Raw genomic sequence first — 17,154 nt, 5'->3', positions numbered from 1 at the left:
ACTGAAGGAGTGGTCATGCGGCGGGTGTGGGCGTTCCTGCTGCCGCTGACGTGTGCGCTCGCCGTCGCGGTCGGTTGCGGCGGCGAAGAGCCGGAGTCTGGCGGCGCCGCCTGCCGGCCGTACAGGGCGTACATGGGTCAGGCCGGCACGAAGGTCACCATCGACGGGAGCATCCGCGACGTCGAGGCCACCACGCTGGAGCGGGTCTGGGAGGCCTTCGAGCAGTGCACCGGCATCGACATCTCCTACGAGGGCTCGACCGACTTCGAGGCCAGCCTGGAGTCGCGGGTGCGGGCCGGCAACGGTCCCGACATCGGCTTCTTCCCGCAGCCGGGACTGATCGCACGGATGGCGCGCGCAGGCCTGCTCAGGCCGGCCACCGCCCAGGTACGGGCCAACGCCGAGCAGTGGTGGTCCGCCGACTGGCGGCGCTACGGGACGGTCGACAGCCAGTTGTACGCCGCGCCCATCGAGGGCAACGTCAAGTCGTTCGTCTGGTATTCGCCCCGGCTGTTCCGGGAGAAGGGGTACGCCATCCCCACCAGTTGGGACGAGTTGATGTCCCTTACCGCCCGGATCGCCGCTGACGGGGTCAAGCCGTGGTGTGTCGGGCTCGCGTCCGGGGCCGCGTCCGGCTGGCCGGCCACCGACTGGCTCGAGGACGTCCTGCTGCGCACCGCCGGACCGGACGTCTTCGACCAGTGGGTGGCGCACACCATCCCGTTCAACGACCCACGGGTGGTGGCCGCGCTCGACCGGGTCGGTGCCATCCTGCGCAACCCGGCGTACGTCAACGGCGGCCACGGCGACGTGAAGAGCATCGCCACGACGGGGTTCCAGGAGGGGGGCCTGCCGGTCCTGGAGCGCAAGTGCGGCATGCACCATCAGGCGTCGTTCTACACGAGCTGGCTGCCACCGAACGCCCGGGTCGCCGAGGACGGCGACGTCTTCGCCTTCCACCTGCCCCCGATCGACCCGGCGCACGGGCGGCCGATCAGCGGCGGCGGCAACTTCGCCGGCGCGATCACCGACCGGCCCGAGGTCAACCTGGTCACCGCCTACATGTCCACGCCGGAGTTCGCCAACAACCGCGCCCGGATCGGCAAGGTCATCAGTGCCAACCGCGGCTTCGACCCGGCCAACGTGGCGGAGCCCGTACTGAAGCTCTCCGCGAAGCTGCTGGCTGATCCGACGGTGACCTTCCGGTTCGACGGCTCGGACCTCATGCCCTCCGCCGTCGGCGCGGGCACGTTCTGGTCGGGCATGGTCGACTGGATCAACGGGGCCGACACGGCCACCGTGCTCGCGAAGATCGAGGCATCGTGGCCGCCGGGGTGACGTGGACGTCGTATCCGAAGGAAGTATTCGGTTCACCCCTCCGCCCCAGCCGCCGATAAATATTCCGGAAAGGTCTGGTTGCGGGAGGAGGGGCGCGTCGGTGATGGACGCGGGACCGAGCGGCACAGCGGCCAAGCCCCGGTACGGGGCCTGGTTCGCGCGACTCCGCCGTCCGTTCGCCTACCTGCGCGTCGGCACCAAGATCGCCGGCGTCTCCCTCGTCGTCGCGGCGATCTTCGCCGGAGTCGGCGTGATCGGCCTGCTCAGCAGCCGCGACCTCGCCGCCCAGCAGGACCACCAGTACCGGGTGAACGTGGTCGCCCTGGCGCACATGACGGCCATCCGCGCCGCGATCGGCACCCAGCAGGGGGCCGTCCTCGCCCACATCCTCTCCGACCGGGGCTTCTACCAGGACAACGCGGCCGCCACGATCGTGCACACCGACAGCACGATCACGCTGCTGCTCGACAAGCTGAGCAACGTGGGGCTGCCCGCCCTGGAACGTTCCCGCCTCGAGTCCTTCAAAGCGGTCCTGAAGTTGTGGCGGACCGCTCGGGACACCGCGCTGCAGGCCAGCGCGCTGGGCGAGCGGCAGCGTGCCGCATCCATCGTGCTGGTGCGTTCGGAGGCCATCGCCCGCGCCGTGAAGGACCGGGCCGACGAGTTCCTCGCCCATCTGGTCGACGCCGTCGCCGCGGGCGCCAAGAGCGCGCGCGAGAGCAGCGAGAACACCGGCCGTTTGATGATGCTGCTCCTCGCGTCGGGCACCATCGTCGCGGTCGCCCTGTCGGTGCTCGCGGCCCGCACGATCTCCCGCCCGCTGCGGGAGGCCGTCACCGTGCTCAGCGGCGTCGGGCGCGGAGACTTCAGCCGCCGTCTCAACGTCAAGAGTCACGACGAGGTCGGGCAGATGGGCCGCGCCCTCAACGAGACCCTTGCCGCTCTCGAGGACGCCTTCGCCACAATGCGGCACCAGGCCTTCCACGACGGACTCACCGGACTGGCCAACCGCACGCTCTTCCGGGACCGTGTCGCCCAGGCAATCTCCAGCGCCCGCCGCGGCCTACCGGTAGCGGTACTGCTCATTGACCTCGACGGGTTCAAGCAGGTCAACGACGATTACGGGCATGCGGTGGGCGACGCGCTGCTCACCGCCGTCGCGCAGCGGCTGCGCGACGGCGTGCGCGGTCACGACACCGCATCACGGCTGGGCGGCGACGAGTTCGCAGTGGTGCTCGACGGCCTCGACAGCCCGGACGACGCTCCGACGGTGGCCCAACGGCTCCTCGTGGCGATCCAGGCTCCGGTCGTCGTGGGCGACCGCGAGATCCTGCCGCGGGCCAGCGTCGGGGTCGCCAGATGGCAAGGCCACACCGGGGTCGACGCGCTGCTGCACGACGCGGATGTGGCGATGTACGCCGCGAAGACGGCGGGCAAGGGGCAGGTCGTGACGTTTGACCCCCGTCGACGGGTCGATGCTGAACGCGTGAGGGCCCGGTCAGCTCAGCACGGCACAGCGACGCCGATCCGCCCGTAGCCCCTCAGGTTCGGCCGGGACCGGCCGATAGGCATAGGTCAGGAGACCTGAATCCGACGCTTGGAGTGGCATGAGCCCGACGACTCGGGACGCCGGCCGGTCCCCGCGCGACGAGGCCGCGGCGCTCATCCCGAAAGTGCTGGCCGAGCGTGCGATCTTTCCGCTGTACCAACCCATCGTCGACCTCAGCACCCGGTCGATAGTGGGCGTCGAGGCGCTGGCCCGGGGGCCGGCCGGGTCACTGGTCGAGTACCCGGACGTGCTGTTCGGCGCCGCCGACCGGGCCGGCCTGATGCCGCTGCTCGACCAGCTCTGCTTCGGTCGGGCGGTGGAGCTGGCCCGGGCCGCGGGGGACGTGACGCCACCGCTGGTCTTCATCAATGCCGAACCGGCCGTGCTGGACAACGCCATGACGCCCGAGCTGGTGGCCGAACTCGGCGCCGAGCGGTCGTTCCGGATCGTGATGGAGCTGACCGAGCGGGCGCTCGCGGCCGTTCCGGCGGGACTGCTGCACATCGCCGGCGTCGTGCACCACGGCGGCGGAGCCCTCGCCCTGGACGACGTCGGTGCCGACCCCCTGTCGATGGCCTTTCTCCCGCTGCTGGAGCCGGAAGTGGTCAAGCTGGACATGCACCTGCTGCGCGACCCGTATGCCCCGTACACCATCGAAACCACGGCGATGGCCGGCGCATATGCGGACCGGACCGGCGCGGTGGTGCTCGCCGAGGGCATCGAGACCGAGGCGGACCTGGCGATCGCGCAGGCCCTCGGTGCCCGGTGGGGGCAGGGCTGGCTGTTCGCGAAGCCCGGCCCGCTGAGCGCGATCGCCGACTGGCCGGTCCACCACTCCGCCCGTCTGCGGCCGTCGCGGCCGGATCTGCACGAGCCGGCCGGTACCCCGTTCAGCATCGCCGCGGCCCGCCATCACAGCCGCACCGGCGACCAGCCGTTGCTCGACGGCCTGACCGAGTACCTGTGGACTCAGGCGACCGGTACCGGCTCGTACGCGGTGGTGCTCGGTGCCTACGCGGATCCGGCCACCGGCCACGTATGGCTGCCCCGCCTCGCGACAGCGGCGGAAACGGCGTCCTTCGTCGGCGTGGTCGGACCCGCGCTGCCGGGCAGCGTCCCGCCTTCGGTACGGCACGCGACGACGCCGGCAGACGGGCCGGAGCCGACCGAGACGGTGCTGGCCGTGATCGGCCCCCACTGCGCGGTGGCGCTCTGCATCCGGCCCGACGCCGGCGACTTCGTGCTGACCCGCGACCCGGACCTGGTACACGCGATAGGCCGCATGCTGTTGCGGCGGCTCGGTACCGCCGCCGAGCGGCAGAGCCCGCCGATCATCGACCGGCAGGCCGGACGGACGGTAACGGCTCCGTAGCGCTGCCGTCGGGGATCCACCACTGCTGAGGTCAGGTGTCGCCCTCCCTCAGCCGGTCCGACCTGCCATGGCGCAGCCATCCGCCTCTGCTGCACAGACATCCACGCCTGCTGGGTCGGATCCGTCGATTCGAGGAAGTCCAGGTCGCACTCGTTCCTCGCCGACCGGCGCGCTCCCGCCGCCGGGCGCCGCGCCCCGGGTCTGAGCGACATCTGTCCCCACACCGGCCGCGGCAGGCTGTCCTACCCTCGCGCCGAGTACCTGTTCAAGCAGGCCTCCCAGCTCCACGACCCGCACGGCGCCGGGTGCACCCTCCAAGGCCCTGTATGACGTTCTACCTGGTCGCCGGTTCCGGCGCATCCACCACCCCGGCCGCGTCCACCGAACACCTGCCCAGCAACCGTGCCCGCCGCGATCCTTCGGATACCACCGACGCGGAATGGCAGGCCATCGCCTCGCTGATCCCCACCGGGCGTCCGGGCCGTCGCGGCGGTCGGCCACCGACGCATGCGCGCCGCGACATCGTCGACGCGATCCGTTACCTGGCCCACAACGGCTGCGTCTGGCGGGCCTTGCCCGCCGACCTCCCACCCTGGCAGACCGTCTACGACTCCCACGCCCGCTGGACGGCTGACGGCACCGTGAACCACCTGCACAAGTACCTGCGGGAACAGGTCCGTGTCGCTGCCGGCCGCGATCGGGCTCCGAGCGCGGCGATCATTGACTCGCAGTCGGTACGCGCCGCTGAGACCGTGGCCCTCAGCAGTCGGGGCTACGACGCTGGTAAGAAAGTCAACGGCCGTAAACGCCACATCGCCGTCGACACCACCGGTCTGCTGCTGGTGGTCGCGGTCAGCGCCGCATCCGTACAGGACCGCCAGGCCGGACGCGCCCTGATCTGAGCACTCCGCACCTGCTACCACAAGGTCACCCTGACCTGGGCCGACAGTGGATACAGCGGCACTTTCACCGACGTTGCGGCCGCCCTCGGCATCACGGTCATGATCGTGGCGAAACTCGCCGGGCAGATCGGCTTCCAGGTCCCGCCCAGGCGCTGGGTCGTCGAACGAACCCTGTCCTGGATCAGCCGATGCCGGCATACCGTACGCGACGACGAACGCCGACCCGAGCACCACGCCGCCATCGTCCAATGGTCAATGATCATCATCATGACCCGCCGACTCGCCCGCCATCACCGCCCCTGAAACGGTTTCCGGACGGGCCGGTGCCGACCGCGGCGGATCCCTGGCAAGGTGTGCTGGTCCGGGGCCGTGATGCGGCGAGCCGGGCGCAGGCGTGCTGGCTGCCGATCGCGCCGGATCTGACCCCGCACGGGCTGCGCCACACGTACAAAACGCTGATTGCCTTCCTTGCTGCTCCTAAAGCGCGAACGTCTGTTCCACGACGTGGCGCAGCTTGCCCAGGCCCTTGATCCCGGGTGTCTTGGGCTTCGGGATGACCGGTTGGGTGCCGCGCTCGCGCAGGCCCGACGGAACGCTGCACTGCTGTACGCCTTGTCCGCCGGCAGCGTGACGAAGCGGCGTCGCGGCCGGCCCAGGCGCCCGGCGATCGGTCGATGTGACTGCCGTCCATCGCCACGCTTGACCAGTCGATCCGGTTCGCCGCGTTCAGCTTCGCGAGCAGGATCTGATGCACCTGATCGAACGCCCCGGTCCCGGTCCAGCGCCGCAGCCGCCGCCAGCAGGTCATCCCGGAGCCGAAGCCGAGTTCCTGCGGCAGATCCTCCCAGCCGATCCCGGTATGCAGCACGAACAAGATGCCCTGCAGACACAGACGGACCGGGACCGGCCGCGGTCCCGGTACCTTGTTCGGCCACGGCGGCAGCAGCGGTTCGATCAACTCCCACAGGCCGTCGTCCACGATCCACGCCCTGCCCATGCCCGGCGAACGAGACTGATCTTCACCTTGTCGCGCTGATCAGCATCGATTCAGTAGATCGCGTAAAGGGCAGTTGCTGCGGGCGCCGGCCTCACCATCGCGCAGCGCCCGCGGTCACGTGTGCAGACCGAGCTCGGCCTGCTCCTGCTCGGCAAGGGAGCAATCAGGCGAGCGGGCGCCGGCGCTGCACGGCGTGGCCTTCGTAGTGTTTGCATGACCATCGAGGTAGAACGGGTCGATTGCCTCGCGGCCGCCGGATGTCTGGCGCTTGGTCGGGTGGATGGCGGTCCCACCGCCGGTCTCGGTAAGCAGCAGCGGCGAGTCTTCAACCTTAACGACGTTGAGGCTCTGCAGCCCGTCGGGCATCCATTGATTGTGTCCCATGTCGTAGACGCGGCGCAGGCCGGAGATACTGGAATGGGTGACTAACTGGGTGACAATCGTCAGTGATCATGTGGACAACCACGGACGACGGTGGACTGATGTTCGTAGCTCAGGCAGCAGATGCGGCAGGAAAACCAAGATCAAAAAGTGCCTGGGGGTCAAGGGTCTGGACATTCAAGTCCGGCCGATTATGTCGTCGGTGACAAGTCCGGCCCGTCGAGCAGCGTGTCGAGCTGGTGTTTTCCCGTACGTGCCAGTTCTTGCCGTTCGGTCTCGTCGAGGTTGTCGTAGTAGGACCAGAAGGCCCGAGAGCCTTCGTTGAAGCTGGCGGCGTAGGCGTCGGAGGTGGCGGCTTGGCGTAGGTCGACGTGGCCGTCGAGGACGCCCTGGGCCATCTCGCGTAATGGTGGGTCGGGGTTGTCGGCAAGTTGGGTGAGGGCGGTGCGCAGGAACTTGGCGATGCGGGGGTCGTCGCCGGCGAGGTCGTAGACGCTGTCGTGCATGTCAGCGGGCTCCTACCCAGGCGGGGACCTGCGGGTGGCGGTAGGCGGTGTAGTCGGCCATGTCGGGTACGGCGTCGGCGATGCGGGCGATCTGACCTTCGATGATGCCGACGGCGGCTTGCACCATGCCGTAGATGCCGTTGATCGCGGCGGTGGCCTGCGCCCAGAGTCGGAGCATGTTGGCGACCTCGACAGCGGAGACGCTGTAGCCAACGACGGCGCCGACGCCCGAGGCCGCGGTGGCGGTGCCGGCGACGAAGGCGATCCCGGCGATGATGGCGGCGTCGGCGAGACCCTTGAGGAAACCGTTGACGGCTTCGGTGGTATTGTAGACCCCGTGGGCAATCTCGGTGAACTGCTTTGAGATCTCCCGGAACGGGCCGGCGAGGTTCGCCGCGCCGTCGGCGAGGCGGGTGAAGCGGTAGTAGGCCGTGTCCGCGGCGATGCCTTCCCAGCCCGGCTTGAGGGCGATCGCGCCACCCTGAATGTTGTAGCCAAGGTCTTGCATGGCGTCGGCGGCGTGGCCGAAGGCGACCCCGGCCTTGGCGACGGCTTGCCAGTCGCCGAGCAGCGAATCGGTGGCGCGCTCCAGAGGGTTGAACCCAAAGACGTGGTCGAAGGCTTCCAGCATGTAGTTGGAGACGCTGGTGTAGTCCATCCATGACATCGGGTGGCTGAACTCCACCTCCGGCACGGCGACCAGCCGCGACGAGGGTTCCCGAGAGTCGGCGAACGAAGGCGCGCACGGGTTACCGGCCCATTGCTGTTCGAGCCCGGTCTTCACGCAGGTGCCGGTGGTGGGCAGGGTGGCGTCCATGCGCGCGGCCGCGGCGGCGTCGGTGTGCCGGTACCAGCCGGCCGCCTCGGTGAGCCCGGTACCGCTAGCGTGCAGCGTGCTCGTCACCTTCTCGATTGCCGCAAGCGAGGCGGTCATGGAGCGCTCCAGGACGTCGGCAACGGGCAGGATCAGCGCGTTCACACCGTTGCCACCGCCGCTTTGGGGCTGGGGGTGGCCGCTGAGGCACTTCTTGATCTCTGCGGCGTCGTCTCCGGCCCGGTGCACCTGGCCCGCGTAGCCGTCCAGGAACGACGGCTCTACCCGAAAGCTCATTGCGATACGTCCCCCGCGACGTGAGAGGCCACCGGCTGTGCACGGTGCCGTGGAAGTGCCCGACGGTCCGGCTTAGCCGGCGAGCTGGTTGATCACGATCAGCGCGACGACGCCGAGCACCGTCAGCGACGCCGACCACAGCGTGAACCAGCGCGACATCGTGGTGTCCGAGGCCGCATACACGCCGATACCGGCTAGGCCACCGAGCGCGAGCAGTGCGAAGCCGGGCAGCATCGCCGATGTCCCGGTAAAGACTCCGATCAGAATCGCGATCAGGCCGAAGCCCATCGAAGCGTCCGCGGCGCGATGCCGGATCCGCTTGATGTCCTCATGCTCTTCAGCGGCCGTCATCCTTCATCTCCCCCGCATCCGCTGCGGGTCAGAGCCGCGCGATGAGAGCTACCGGGCTTCTGCGCGGTGCGCTGCGGCAGCGTTCCGCCACCCTTGCGTTTCCCCGTGGCATGGCGGCGACGATAGCAATGGATCACGGCAGGAAGAAGATCACGGGGGCCTCAGCGACTGACGGTAGCGAACCCTCGACGGTCAGGAAAGAGCACTCCAGGGCGTCAGCGGCCTGCCTCATCGGTCATGAGTGAGTAAGTGGCAGCGAAGGTACGCACGAGGCTGGTCATAGCACGGACACCCTTCTCCGCTGTGCCCAGCGAGGGGCGACCAATGACCCCCGTCTTCGTGTACGCCGCCATGCCAAGGGTGAGTAGGTGCGGCCGCTCGGAGGTCCAGTCAGCCGACTCGCTACCCGGGCGGACCACCTGCAGCCGTTGGTACAGCGGATCGCGGAGCGGCAGCCCGTTCTCCTGGGTGTAGACATCGCGCGTCGTGACCCGCTTGCGGGCTAGGTGGAGTCGCCGTTGGCGCTGCTGATCCCGAGCCTGCGCTCCACCCGGGCCGATGTGCCGGTGTCGCCGGCTGTGCCGCCGCCCGGTCTGGAGCTGGCCGACATCGATGAGCCTCCGGTCTCGGACTCGCGTGGCGGTCGCCGATGACCGTGCACGCCGGGGACCGAAGGAAGTTCTGCTCAAGCCATCGCTGACAAGGAGTGAGTGAAGATGGCGAACGAAACCACCATGACCATCGTCGGCAGCCTGACCGCCGACCCGGAGCTGAGGTTCCTGCCGAACGGCACCGCGATGGTGAAGTTCACCATCGCGTCCACGCCGCGCACGCTCGACCGCGGGTCGGGGGCGTGGAAGGACGGCGACCCGCTGTTCCTGGTGTGCACCGGGTGGCGGGACATGGCCGAGCACATCGCCGAGTCCCTCGCGAAGGGCACCCGGGTGATCGTTTCCGGGCGGCTGCGGCTGTCGCGGTGGGAGACCCCGGAGGGCGAGAAGCGTTCCGCGTAGGGCCTCGATGTCGACGAGATCGGCCCGTCCCTGCGGTTTGCGCAGGCGAAGGCCACCCGCATGACCCGCACCAACGGCAAGGGCGGCGACGCAGTCCTGCCGTCGGACGTACCGGATGACCAGTGGAGCATCGCCGCTCCTACTCCGGCTCCGGCAGCGGCGTGAGCGGGGAGGCGTTGACTCGTGTCTCCATTCTTGGTCGCTGACACCGCCGACGGTGCGGTGGATCTCGGCCCGATGCTGAGCATCTTCGACCCGGTGCATGTCGGGATCGACGAGTTCGGCCACCCGAAGCGGCTGCCGCTGATCGAGCGCAACATCCTGATCGGCGGCGAGCCGGGATCGGGGCAAGTCCGGGCTGTTGAACGCGGTGGTCGCGCATGCGGCGTTGTCGCTGGACTGCCGGCTCTGTTTGCTCGACGGCAAGCGCGTCGAGCTGGGCCAGTGGCGCAAGTGCGCGGACGCGTTCGTGGGCCCGAACATCGCGGCGGCGATCGCTCTGCTCAAGCGACTGCAGATGATGATGGACAACCGGTACGACTACCTCGAATACTGCGAACGCCGGAAGATCATTGCGGGGGGATTGTGTTCACCCGTATCTGGTCGCGATCGATGAGATCGCCTACTTCTCCGCCACGGTCGGCAGCAAGCAGCAGCGCGACGAGTTCTCCGTGCTGCTGCGCGACCTAAGGTGCCGATCATCGACGAGGTCCGACCGATGGTGACCGAGCGGCTCGACTCCGCCTCCGGACCGGATGCGCGACTGTTCACTGGGCCGCGCGGCGGCCGGATCAGTACCGCGGTACTGCGAGACGCCACGCATTGGGACGAGGTAGTCACTGAGCTGGGCTACGAACACCTACGGCGGCACGACCTCCGGCACACCGGCCTGACGTGGATGGCCGACGCTGGCGTACCCGTGCATGTGCTCCGCAAGATCGCTGGGCACGGATCACTGACCACCACCCAGCGATACCTGCACCCGGATCAACGCTCGATCGAGGACGCCGGAACAGCTCTCAGCGCCCACCTCAACGCGCCTCGGTCGCTCGATGGTCCCCAGTTGCGCGCCGTCTGACCAGGAGGCCGCCACCAGTCAAGCGACCCAGAATTCTCCCAGTGGTCCCTAAACGGTCCCCGAATACGCCCAAGCCAGTAGGAATATGAGGATCGAGGAAGATATGAGAAGGGCCGCTGACCAGGGTTTTAACCCTCGTCAACGGCCCTTCTTGATCGTCGGGCTGACAGGATTTGAACCTGCGACCCCTTGACCCCCAGGCACTTTTCGATCTTGGGTGAACTGCCGCAACAGGGGCCTGAGCTGCGGTCCTCAGTCCGCCATCGTCCGGGGACATCCGCCATGATCATGGCGATTGCCACCCAGTTAGTCACCCAACGGATAAGATCGACTCGGCCCGCAGGGGACACTCGTTGTCACCCAGTGGTCATCGTCGGCGGAAGCGCAGCAGCTCGCGGATGATGAGGACCGCGACTATGCCGGGTAGGACGGCAAGGAAGCCGACGAAGAGGCCGATCCAGGTAAGCCACGGTCGCGGCGGTGTGTCCTCCCGAGCGAGCTTTTTGCTGGTCTTGTACTCGCCGAGGTCTCCGACGCGAACGTCGGCGCCGATGTCAGCCGAGGTGAAGACGGCGTCGCTGTTGAGGCGCGCAATGGTGCCGTCGTCCCAGGTGATCGTTACGGTGCATTGTTCCCAGTACCCGAAGCCGCGGTTGGTGATCGGGCCCTGCTTGGTGCAGGTGTCAACGGCGGCCTGGCCCGTGCGTTTCGCATCGGCGTAGTCTCTGCCGGCCATTCGGACCAAGGTGATGGAAGCGCCGATGAGTACTAGGGTCAGCAGGACGATCCCGATGAGGAAGGCGGCCGACCGAGTGGCGCTACCTTCACGTCGGCTTACCACGGCAGCGGCTGGGTCGGCGGCCGCGGCCGCGCGTTCGGCGTCCTCGCGGTCCAGTTCCGCTTCGAGTGCCTCCCGCTCGGCGGCGCGTTTGGCCAGCCGTTCGTCGTGCGAGTCCATGATGGGTTCCCTGCGTCAGAGCGGGAGGTTGATCGGGCCGGGCTCGGGATCCTCGTTTGTCATCGTAGAGCCCGCCGATCCGGTGTTCTGAGAGGTGTTCGTCTGGCTCGCACTGCGTGCGGTGTTGACGACCACCTGGTCCACCGGGCCGTGCACCGAAACGTGGCCCTGGCCGACGGTCCTGTATGCGTCCCTGACGCCGGACCATCCCGATCCGGCCGTGCCTGCCGCTTCGATCCGGAACGCCTCCAGGCGCAGCACGTTGCGGTTGGCCTGGCCGATCTGCTCCAACAGGCCCTGCATCTGCTTGGTGAACAGGCCGACTTTCTTGATCGAGGCGAAAAGCTGCTTCAGCAAGCCGAGGATCTTGGTGCTTGTCTTGGCGACAAGGATCGCGATCTCGGCAGCCACCTTGGGGATCAGCACGACCGTGACGGCCTGGATCGCCTTGGAGATACACGCACCGATGACCTCGGCGACGATGTCACGGATCGTGTTCCGAGCGACCCCGACGAGGGCGCCCAGGATGGTCGTGGCCTTACTCATGCCATCGGCGATCTTGCCCATGGCCTGCACAGAATCGGCGTGGCTGCGGGCGAGTCGCCGGTACGCCTCCGCGGACGCGGCCGCCCACACTGCGCTGCTGCGGTTGACTTCCGCCACGAAGAAGTCCGTAGCGTCGTAGATGCGCTGTTCGATGTTCTTCCAGCTCTGCGCGTGGCCCTCGATGGCCTTCGGGTCTCCCATCAGCTTGTCGAGAGGTTCGCGCAGGCAGGAGACATGCTCCATCAGCCATCCGACGCCAGCGGCGAACACGGCTTGCAGCGGATCCATCACGGCACCGATGGCCGACAGCCCGGTAGCGACGAGGTTGCCGGCGAACCCGAGCCCGTCGGCGTTGAGCCCATTGTCGACCATGCCGCAGGCCGACTCGAAGATGCCGGCGCCCTCGTATGCCTTGGTGCTGCTCTCCGCGGCGATCAAACCCGGCCGGCCCACATACGCGGCGCTGGTCATGACCCTGCCTCGCGGATCCGTCGAGCGGCTGCGCCGTCGGTGATGTCAGCATCATCAGCGACCGACCGAAGAAGCTGCGCCAGGTGGGAGGTCGCGTCGGTTCCAGTGCTCAGCTCGTCAACAGCGTGGTCCTGAGCGATGTTCAACAGCGGCACGATGAGTCTGCCTGGCCACTCGCCGTACACCTCGTCATGCAGGTTGAGGTAGCCGGCTGCGGCTTTGACCTCGTCGAACATGTCCGCAACCTGGTCGACCATCTGCGCATGCCGACGCAGGGCCTGCGAGTCCAGCTCGATATCAGGCTGCGTCATCGTCGAGCCTGCCCCTCGTCCTCCTCTAGCGGTGGCGGGAACTGTTCGGCATAGGTACCGCTGATGAACGCGGCCGTGGGCGAGTCCGAGCCGTAGATGCTGGTCACCAGCTCGGCCATCTTCTCCGCCAACTGGGCCTGCGCTCGTCGGCTCGTAGCCAAGATGGTCTCGGCCAGCTCAGCGGCCGACAACCGCATGGCCGGCGCGGTCAGCGTCAACCCCGTCATCCCCCCGGTGTGATCGACCACCACCACAGCTTCACCGCCGGCCGACTCCGCGCTCGCAGCGACTTCTTGCATACGACGGCTCAACACCAAGCCGACCTGCGCCTGCTGCTCAGCACTCTGCTGCCAGTCGACGAGCAGATCCTCCGGATCTTGCGGCACAACGCCCCCTCCCACTCGGGGCCACGAGTCTAGCGAGGTTGATCGTTTAGCCAAGAAGGCGTGGAGTTGCGTAGCCGCTGGGAGTAGCGGTTGCCGCCCAGTCGTACCAGCGGCTTGCGCCGGCACCCAGCTCGACCGGCACAACGTGCTACGCGCCTTCCGGCTGATCATCAAGGACGCCGGACTCAACCCGGCCGCATGGACGCCGGGCGAACTGCGGCACAGCTTCGTGTCGTTGCTGTCCGACAACGGCATGAGCTTGGAAGAGATCGCCGACTTGTGCGGGCTACTCCGGAACGTCGATTACCGAGAGCGTCTACCGTCATCAACTGCGTCCGGTGCTACTCAACGGGGCCGTCGCGATGGACCGCATCTTCGGCTCGGACGACACCCAGAGCCCGTAGTCACCCAGTTAGTCACCCGGACATGAAAGGATGGAACATCCTTCGATGGGATATGCCCTCTGACCTGCGTCGGGCTGACAGGATTTGAACCTGCGACCCCTTGACCCCCAACCCGTTGATGTTGGCGTTTGCGCATGTCAAACGCGATGCGCGCCGTTCACGCGATCGTCAAGTGTGCGGGTCCGAGCACCGGCGGGCATGGCGTGTGGTCCCCAACTGGTCCCCCGCCGGCCCTCAGGTCAGCGCTGGCTTAACGGAGAGAAGCCCGGCTGCAAGCCAGCCTGCGTTTGCCCAACTCAGGATGACAACGTGATAGCACCAACGGGGCATCAGCCGGAGAGCGTGAGGTCCGCACCGCCATCCGCTCCCCTACCGGTTTTCAAGACCGGCACTCCGCGCGCACGGGAGCTTTGGTGACCTGCAAAGGAGGCCACGTCCGCCCGGTGTGGAGATCACCCGCCGACGCGTATGCGACGCGGCGACGGAGGCTGCGATTACCAGCGTTCGCCGACGCGGTAGTGGGGCTCGCCCTGCCGCTCACGCTCGGTAGTTCTCAAGCGCGGAGCCCGAGCATTCATCGTAGTTCTCGGGCAGCGCTCCATGGGGGATTGTCCGCGTCACGCCGGCGCGGTCGAGCGTGAGGCGGCGGCTCAAGCAGCGCCGTACTCTTCCCCGGCCAGGCCCCTCGCTCACGTTCTCCAGCCGAGCCAGGTCAACGCCGGCCTCCGTGAGGATCCGCTGAACGCTCGCGTTCGCCAGCCAGCCGAACATGCCCTCACCGTGCACGATGCGGGTACCGGGTGGGGCGGACATCGGGGACGGAGTGCGCGCTGGCCCTACGCATATCGCCGGTAGAGCTGACGAGGACGGAGCAGGACGGGTACTGGCGCGGCTGCCGCCGCCCGTTCGTGGACTCAGGCGCGGTGCGGCGGACGGACACCGGCCTGCCCGGCTCTGACACCGGCCGGTCCCGGCCACACGCCGCCGCACGAACAGTGCCCGCGGCGGGCTCGCTGGCGCTCCGACGAGGCCCCGTGCGTGAGAGGTGTGAACTCCCAACCGTCCGTGAGGAGGACGTCCGGGCGAGGTTCGCCGCCGGACCGGATCCCCCAACCGTACGTCGAGGCGGTGCGCGAGGGATGACGCGCCCGTCACTCAATGTGGTGGCTTCGTCACGGTTTATCGGGGTACCCCCGCGACCATGACGATGATCCAGTTCGACCGGACCGCCGTGCCGCTGCCGCCCGAGACCACCGACGTCACCGTGGTGGTCGCCACGCGCAACCGGCGCGACCGGCTGCGCGAGACCCTTCCCCGGCATGCCGCCCCGGTCGTCCTCGTGGACAACGGCTCCGACGACGGCGGGCCGGACGACGTCCCCGGTATCCAGATCGTGCGCCTCGGAGAAAACCGGGGCGCGGCGGCGCGCACCGTCGGCGTCGAGCGCGCCGCCACGAAGTACGTCGCCTTCGCCGACGACGACTCGTGGTGGGAGCCGAACTCGCTCGCCCGTGCCGCGGCGCTGCTGGACGCGTACCCCCGGACCGCTCTCATCTCGGCCCGGGTGCTCGTCGGTCCGCAGCGGCGCGAGGACCCGATCTCGGCGGCCATGGCCGCCGCGCCGCTCGGCGTGCGCGACGGCGCGCCCGGCCCGGCCATCCTCGGCTTTCTCGCCTGTGCCGTCGTGGTGCGGCGCGACGCCTACCTGCGGGCCGGCGGCTTCCACCCGGTGCTACACGTGTACGGCGAGGAGGCGCTGCTGGCGATGGACCTCGCCGCCGCGGGCCACCGGCTGGCGTACGTGCCGTCGCTGACCGTCCGGCACATGCCCCTGCCGGCGGGCCGTGACACCGGCCTCCGGCGCCGCCGCGAGGTGCGCAACCGGGTGCTGACCGCGCTGCTGCGGCGCCCGCCCGCGGTGGTGCGGCGTACCGTGGCGGCGGCCTGGCGCGAGGACCGGACGGGAACGGTCGAAGCCCTCAGGATGCTGCCCCGGATCCTGAGACAGCGGCGGCCGCTGCCCCAGGACGTCGAGCGGGATCTCCGGACGATCGGCTGCTGAGCCCGGTCACCAGCCGGACGGCGGCGCCTCGAGGTGCACCGCCTTCTCACGATCAGCTCGTCGAGCAGCTCCGGGCCGTACCCGAGGCCCTGCCCGCTGCCGCGGCGCGGGTTCGCGGCACCGCCCGGGGCGCCGCCGAAGACGGCGTTCACCTTCACCGTGCCCACCGGCAGCTCGCGCCAGGCGCGCTGGGCGGCAGTCTGTCGTTCTACGCGGCCGCAGGACCGCGGAGGCCGCCGGCGCGACGCAATTAGTTGGGTGACTATGGCATGGTTGCGGCGACGGTAGTTCACCTCATGCCGGATACGGGCCTGTTCGGCCGGGGACAGGACACCGTCGGCGAGCACGCCGCTGCGCAACGCGTCCGCCAGCCGGCGGTCGGTGCGGGTTAGCCGCATCCGCAGCGTGTCCCGGCTGACGCCCAGCCGCGCGGCGATGACCTCCGGGTCACGGCGAGAAAGCCGCACCGCGATCCACGGCCCGACGTCGCGGGCCTCGGCAAGGCCAAGCCCGGCGGCCCGTTCCACGAGCAGGTCCTCATGCTCGTACGGCAGGCGGGTGCTGCCCGGCCCGGCGGTCCCGTCCGAAGGCGGCGTCTCCTGGACGCTGACGAGCATCTCGCGCGACACCGTGCCGATCAGACGGTGCCCGGCGTCCGCGGCGGCGCTGACCAACGTCCCCAAACCGAGCATCTGGATGTGCCGCTCCGCGAACGCCAACACGCTGTTGGCCCCAGGTGGATTCGCGCCAGCGTTCCCGGAGCGGCCGCTTGACGCGCCTGCGTCGGAACCGGTTCGGCAAGCGGTCCGTCATGTTCTTGCTGGACTGGAGCCTTTTCCGGCCGTGGCCGTGGACCGATGCTGGAATATGGTCTATGCGAATACCAGCATTGCCGTGTTTCTCGAAGGCACGGCGGACGACCTGATCACCCCACGATCAATGTGCTGCGGCTCAGCCTGCATCCCCTTGGCTTGGCCGGCCGGATCATCACCTTCGGGGAATGGCGGTCCCATCTGCTCCACCCACTACGTCAGCAGGCCGAGGCGACCGCCGATCCTACGGTCAACGACTTGTACGACGAACTTCAGGCATATCCATATCCCGTGCACACGACACCGAACGCAGTAGGCGCCGCGGTTCGTTCATCAGTACGACGACCCTGTTCGGCACCCCGCTGGACGTCACCGTGGCGGAGCTCGCGATCGAATCCTTCTTGCCCGCCGATGCCCGAACCCGTGCCATGCTGACCGGGACGACGGCTACGCCAACGCCCTAGTGAGACCTGCGGCACGAACGCTCATAGGAGCACCTGGGCGTGTGGACCATGACTCGACGCCTTCGTCTGCCGTCGATAACGCACACTGCGTGGCCGTTCCTGTGTCCGAAAATCCCAAGCTGTCTCAGCGTCTCTGAGTGAT

The 17,154-nt window shown here is 68.4% G+C and carries 18 protein-coding genes and 5 pseudogenes; 12 read left to right on the top strand and 11 right to left on the bottom strand.

Going from position 1 to position 17,154, the window contains the following annotated elements; genetic code table 11:
• Positions 1-15 precede the first annotated feature (15 nt).
• The 5 genes from EDD30_RS32650 to EDD30_RS40070 all read left to right on the top strand — a co-directional run bounded on the left by EDD30_RS32650 (position 16) and on the right by EDD30_RS40070 (position 5,464).
• The gene (locus EDD30_RS32650) at positions 16-1,338 is read left to right on the top strand and encodes an ABC transporter substrate-binding protein (RefSeq protein ID WP_071806445.1); all 1,323 of its coding nucleotides are present in this window, start codon (positions 16-18) and stop codon (positions 1,336-1,338) included.
• Positions 1,339-1,441: 103 nt separating this feature from the next.
• Positions 1,442-2,875, top strand: a complete 1,434-nt coding sequence (locus tag EDD30_RS32645) for a diguanylate cyclase domain-containing protein (RefSeq protein ID WP_071806437.1) — start codon at positions 1,442-1,444, stop codon at positions 2,873-2,875.
• Positions 2,876-2,945: 70 nt separating this feature from the next.
• On the top strand, positions 2,946-4,259 hold the full coding sequence (locus EDD30_RS32640; protein WP_071806438.1) for an EAL domain-containing protein: 1,314 nt from the start codon (positions 2,946-2,948) through the stop codon (positions 4,257-4,259).
• Between the two features lie 326 nt (positions 4,260-4,585).
• Positions 4,586-5,161, top strand: a complete 576-nt coding sequence (locus tag EDD30_RS40075; protein WP_211277836.1) for an IS5 family transposase — start codon at positions 4,586-4,588, stop codon at positions 5,159-5,161.
• Between the two features lie 99 nt (positions 5,162-5,260).
• Positions 5,261-5,464 carry a transposase gene (locus EDD30_RS40070; protein WP_211277837.1) on the top strand — a complete coding sequence of 68 codons (204 nt, stop codon included), beginning with the start codon at positions 5,261-5,263 and terminating at the stop codon, positions 5,462-5,464.
• Between the two features lie 352 nt (positions 5,465-5,816).
• Here EDD30_RS40070 and EDD30_RS42255 read toward each other — a convergent pair.
• From EDD30_RS42255 to EDD30_RS32605, 5 genes and pseudogenes are all read right to left on the bottom strand, one after another.
• A pseudogene (locus tag EDD30_RS42255) lies at positions 5,817-6,158 on the bottom strand (transposase); the annotation flags it as partial.
• 114 nt (positions 6,159-6,272) lie between these two features.
• The gene (locus tag EDD30_RS32620) at positions 6,273-6,524 is read right to left on the bottom strand and encodes a hypothetical protein (RefSeq protein ID WP_071806440.1); all 252 of its coding nucleotides are present in this window, start codon (positions 6,522-6,524) and stop codon (positions 6,273-6,275) included.
• 206 nt (positions 6,525-6,730) lie between these two features.
• Positions 6,731-7,045 (bottom strand): hypothetical protein, encoded by a 315-nt coding sequence (locus tag EDD30_RS32615; protein ID WP_071806441.1) that lies wholly within the window; start codon positions 7,043-7,045, stop codon positions 6,731-6,733.
• Between the two features lies 1 nt (position 7,046).
• On the bottom strand, positions 7,047-8,156 hold the full coding sequence (locus EDD30_RS39485) for a hypothetical protein (RefSeq protein WP_071806442.1): 1,110 nt from the start codon (positions 8,154-8,156) through the stop codon (positions 7,047-7,049).
• A gap of 72 nt (positions 8,157-8,228) precedes the next feature.
• Positions 8,229-8,507 carry a hypothetical protein gene (locus tag EDD30_RS32605; RefSeq protein ID WP_071806443.1) on the bottom strand — a complete coding sequence of 93 codons (279 nt, stop codon included), beginning with the start codon at positions 8,505-8,507 and terminating at the stop codon, positions 8,229-8,231.
• 518 nt (positions 8,508-9,025) lie between these two features.
• Here EDD30_RS32605 and EDD30_RS41635 point away from each other — a divergent pair.
• The 4 genes and pseudogenes from EDD30_RS41635 to EDD30_RS32590 all read left to right on the top strand — a co-directional run.
• Positions 9,026-9,160: a hypothetical protein gene (locus EDD30_RS41635; RefSeq protein WP_280526185.1), complete on the top strand. Its 135-nt coding sequence runs from the start codon at positions 9,026-9,028 to the stop codon at positions 9,158-9,160.
• A 63-nt stretch (positions 9,161-9,223) separates the two neighbouring features.
• Positions 9,224-9,685, top strand: a pseudogene (gene ssb / locus EDD30_RS41110) (single-stranded DNA-binding protein).
• 196 nt (positions 9,686-9,881) lie between these two features.
• Positions 9,882-10,136 (top strand): hypothetical protein, encoded by a 255-nt coding sequence (locus tag EDD30_RS40065; protein WP_071806444.1) that lies wholly within the window; start codon positions 9,882-9,884, stop codon positions 10,134-10,136.
• Positions 10,137-10,211: 75 nt separating this feature from the next.
• Positions 10,212-10,598, top strand: a pseudogene (locus tag EDD30_RS32590) (tyrosine-type recombinase/integrase); the annotation flags it as partial.
• Between the two features lie 367 nt (positions 10,599-10,965).
• Here the strand turns inward: EDD30_RS32590 and EDD30_RS32585 are convergent.
• The 4 genes from EDD30_RS32585 to EDD30_RS32570 form a co-directional block, all read right to left on the bottom strand.
• Positions 10,966-11,556, bottom strand: coding sequence for a DUF6346 domain-containing protein (locus EDD30_RS32585; RefSeq protein WP_071808033.1), 591 nt, complete (start codon positions 11,554-11,556; stop codon positions 10,966-10,968).
• 15 nt (positions 11,557-11,571) lie between these two features.
• On the bottom strand, positions 11,572-12,573 hold the full coding sequence (locus EDD30_RS32580; protein ID WP_071808032.1) for a hypothetical protein: 1,002 nt from the start codon (positions 12,571-12,573) through the stop codon (positions 11,572-11,574).
• Positions 12,570-12,809 (bottom strand): hypothetical protein, encoded by a 240-nt coding sequence (locus EDD30_RS32575; protein ID WP_143162887.1) that lies wholly within the window; start codon positions 12,807-12,809, stop codon positions 12,570-12,572. The genes EDD30_RS32580 and EDD30_RS32575 overlap by 4 nt, the downstream gene beginning before the upstream one ends.
• A gap of 71 nt (positions 12,810-12,880) precedes the next feature.
• Entirely contained in the window at positions 12,881-13,270 is a 390-nt protein-coding gene (locus EDD30_RS32570; protein WP_071808030.1) for a YbaB/EbfC family nucleoid-associated protein, read from the bottom strand.
• A gap of 100 nt (positions 13,271-13,370) precedes the next feature.
• Between EDD30_RS32570 and EDD30_RS41105 the strand changes: the two are divergent.
• Positions 13,371-13,674 (top strand): annotated as a pseudogene (locus EDD30_RS41105) (tyrosine-type recombinase/integrase); the annotation flags it as partial.
• A 537-nt stretch (positions 13,675-14,211) separates the two neighbouring features.
• Here the strand turns inward: EDD30_RS41105 and EDD30_RS32560 are convergent.
• Complete coding sequence (locus EDD30_RS32560; protein WP_143162886.1) at positions 14,212-14,445, bottom strand: hypothetical protein; 234 nt, start codon at positions 14,443-14,445, stop codon at positions 14,212-14,214.
• 430 nt (positions 14,446-14,875) lie between these two features.
• On the opposite strand from EDD30_RS32560, the gene EDD30_RS32555 reads away from it, so the two are divergent.
• Positions 14,876-15,736, top strand: a complete 861-nt coding sequence (locus EDD30_RS32555) for a glycosyltransferase family 2 protein (protein WP_084556971.1) — start codon at positions 14,876-14,878, stop codon at positions 15,734-15,736.
• Between the two features lie 6 nt (positions 15,737-15,742).
• Here EDD30_RS32555 and EDD30_RS42175 read toward each other — a convergent pair.
• Positions 15,743-15,930 (bottom strand): annotated as a pseudogene (locus tag EDD30_RS42175) (aldehyde dehydrogenase family protein); the annotation flags it as partial.
• 241 nt (positions 15,931-16,171) lie between these two features.
• On the opposite strand from EDD30_RS42175, the gene EDD30_RS42170 reads away from it, so the two are divergent.
• The gene (locus EDD30_RS42170; protein WP_394328297.1) at positions 16,172-16,864 is read left to right on the top strand and encodes an MmyB family transcriptional regulator; all 693 of its coding nucleotides are present in this window, start codon (positions 16,172-16,174) and stop codon (positions 16,862-16,864) included.
• Positions 16,865-17,154: the final 290 nt, after the last annotated feature.

The organism is Couchioplanes caeruleus, assembly GCF_003751945.1.
In the GTDB taxonomy this organism is placed as follows: domain Bacteria; phylum Actinomycetota; class Actinomycetes; order Mycobacteriales; family Micromonosporaceae; genus Actinoplanes; species Actinoplanes caeruleus.
This window is presented reverse-complemented; position numbering and strand designations above follow the sequence as displayed.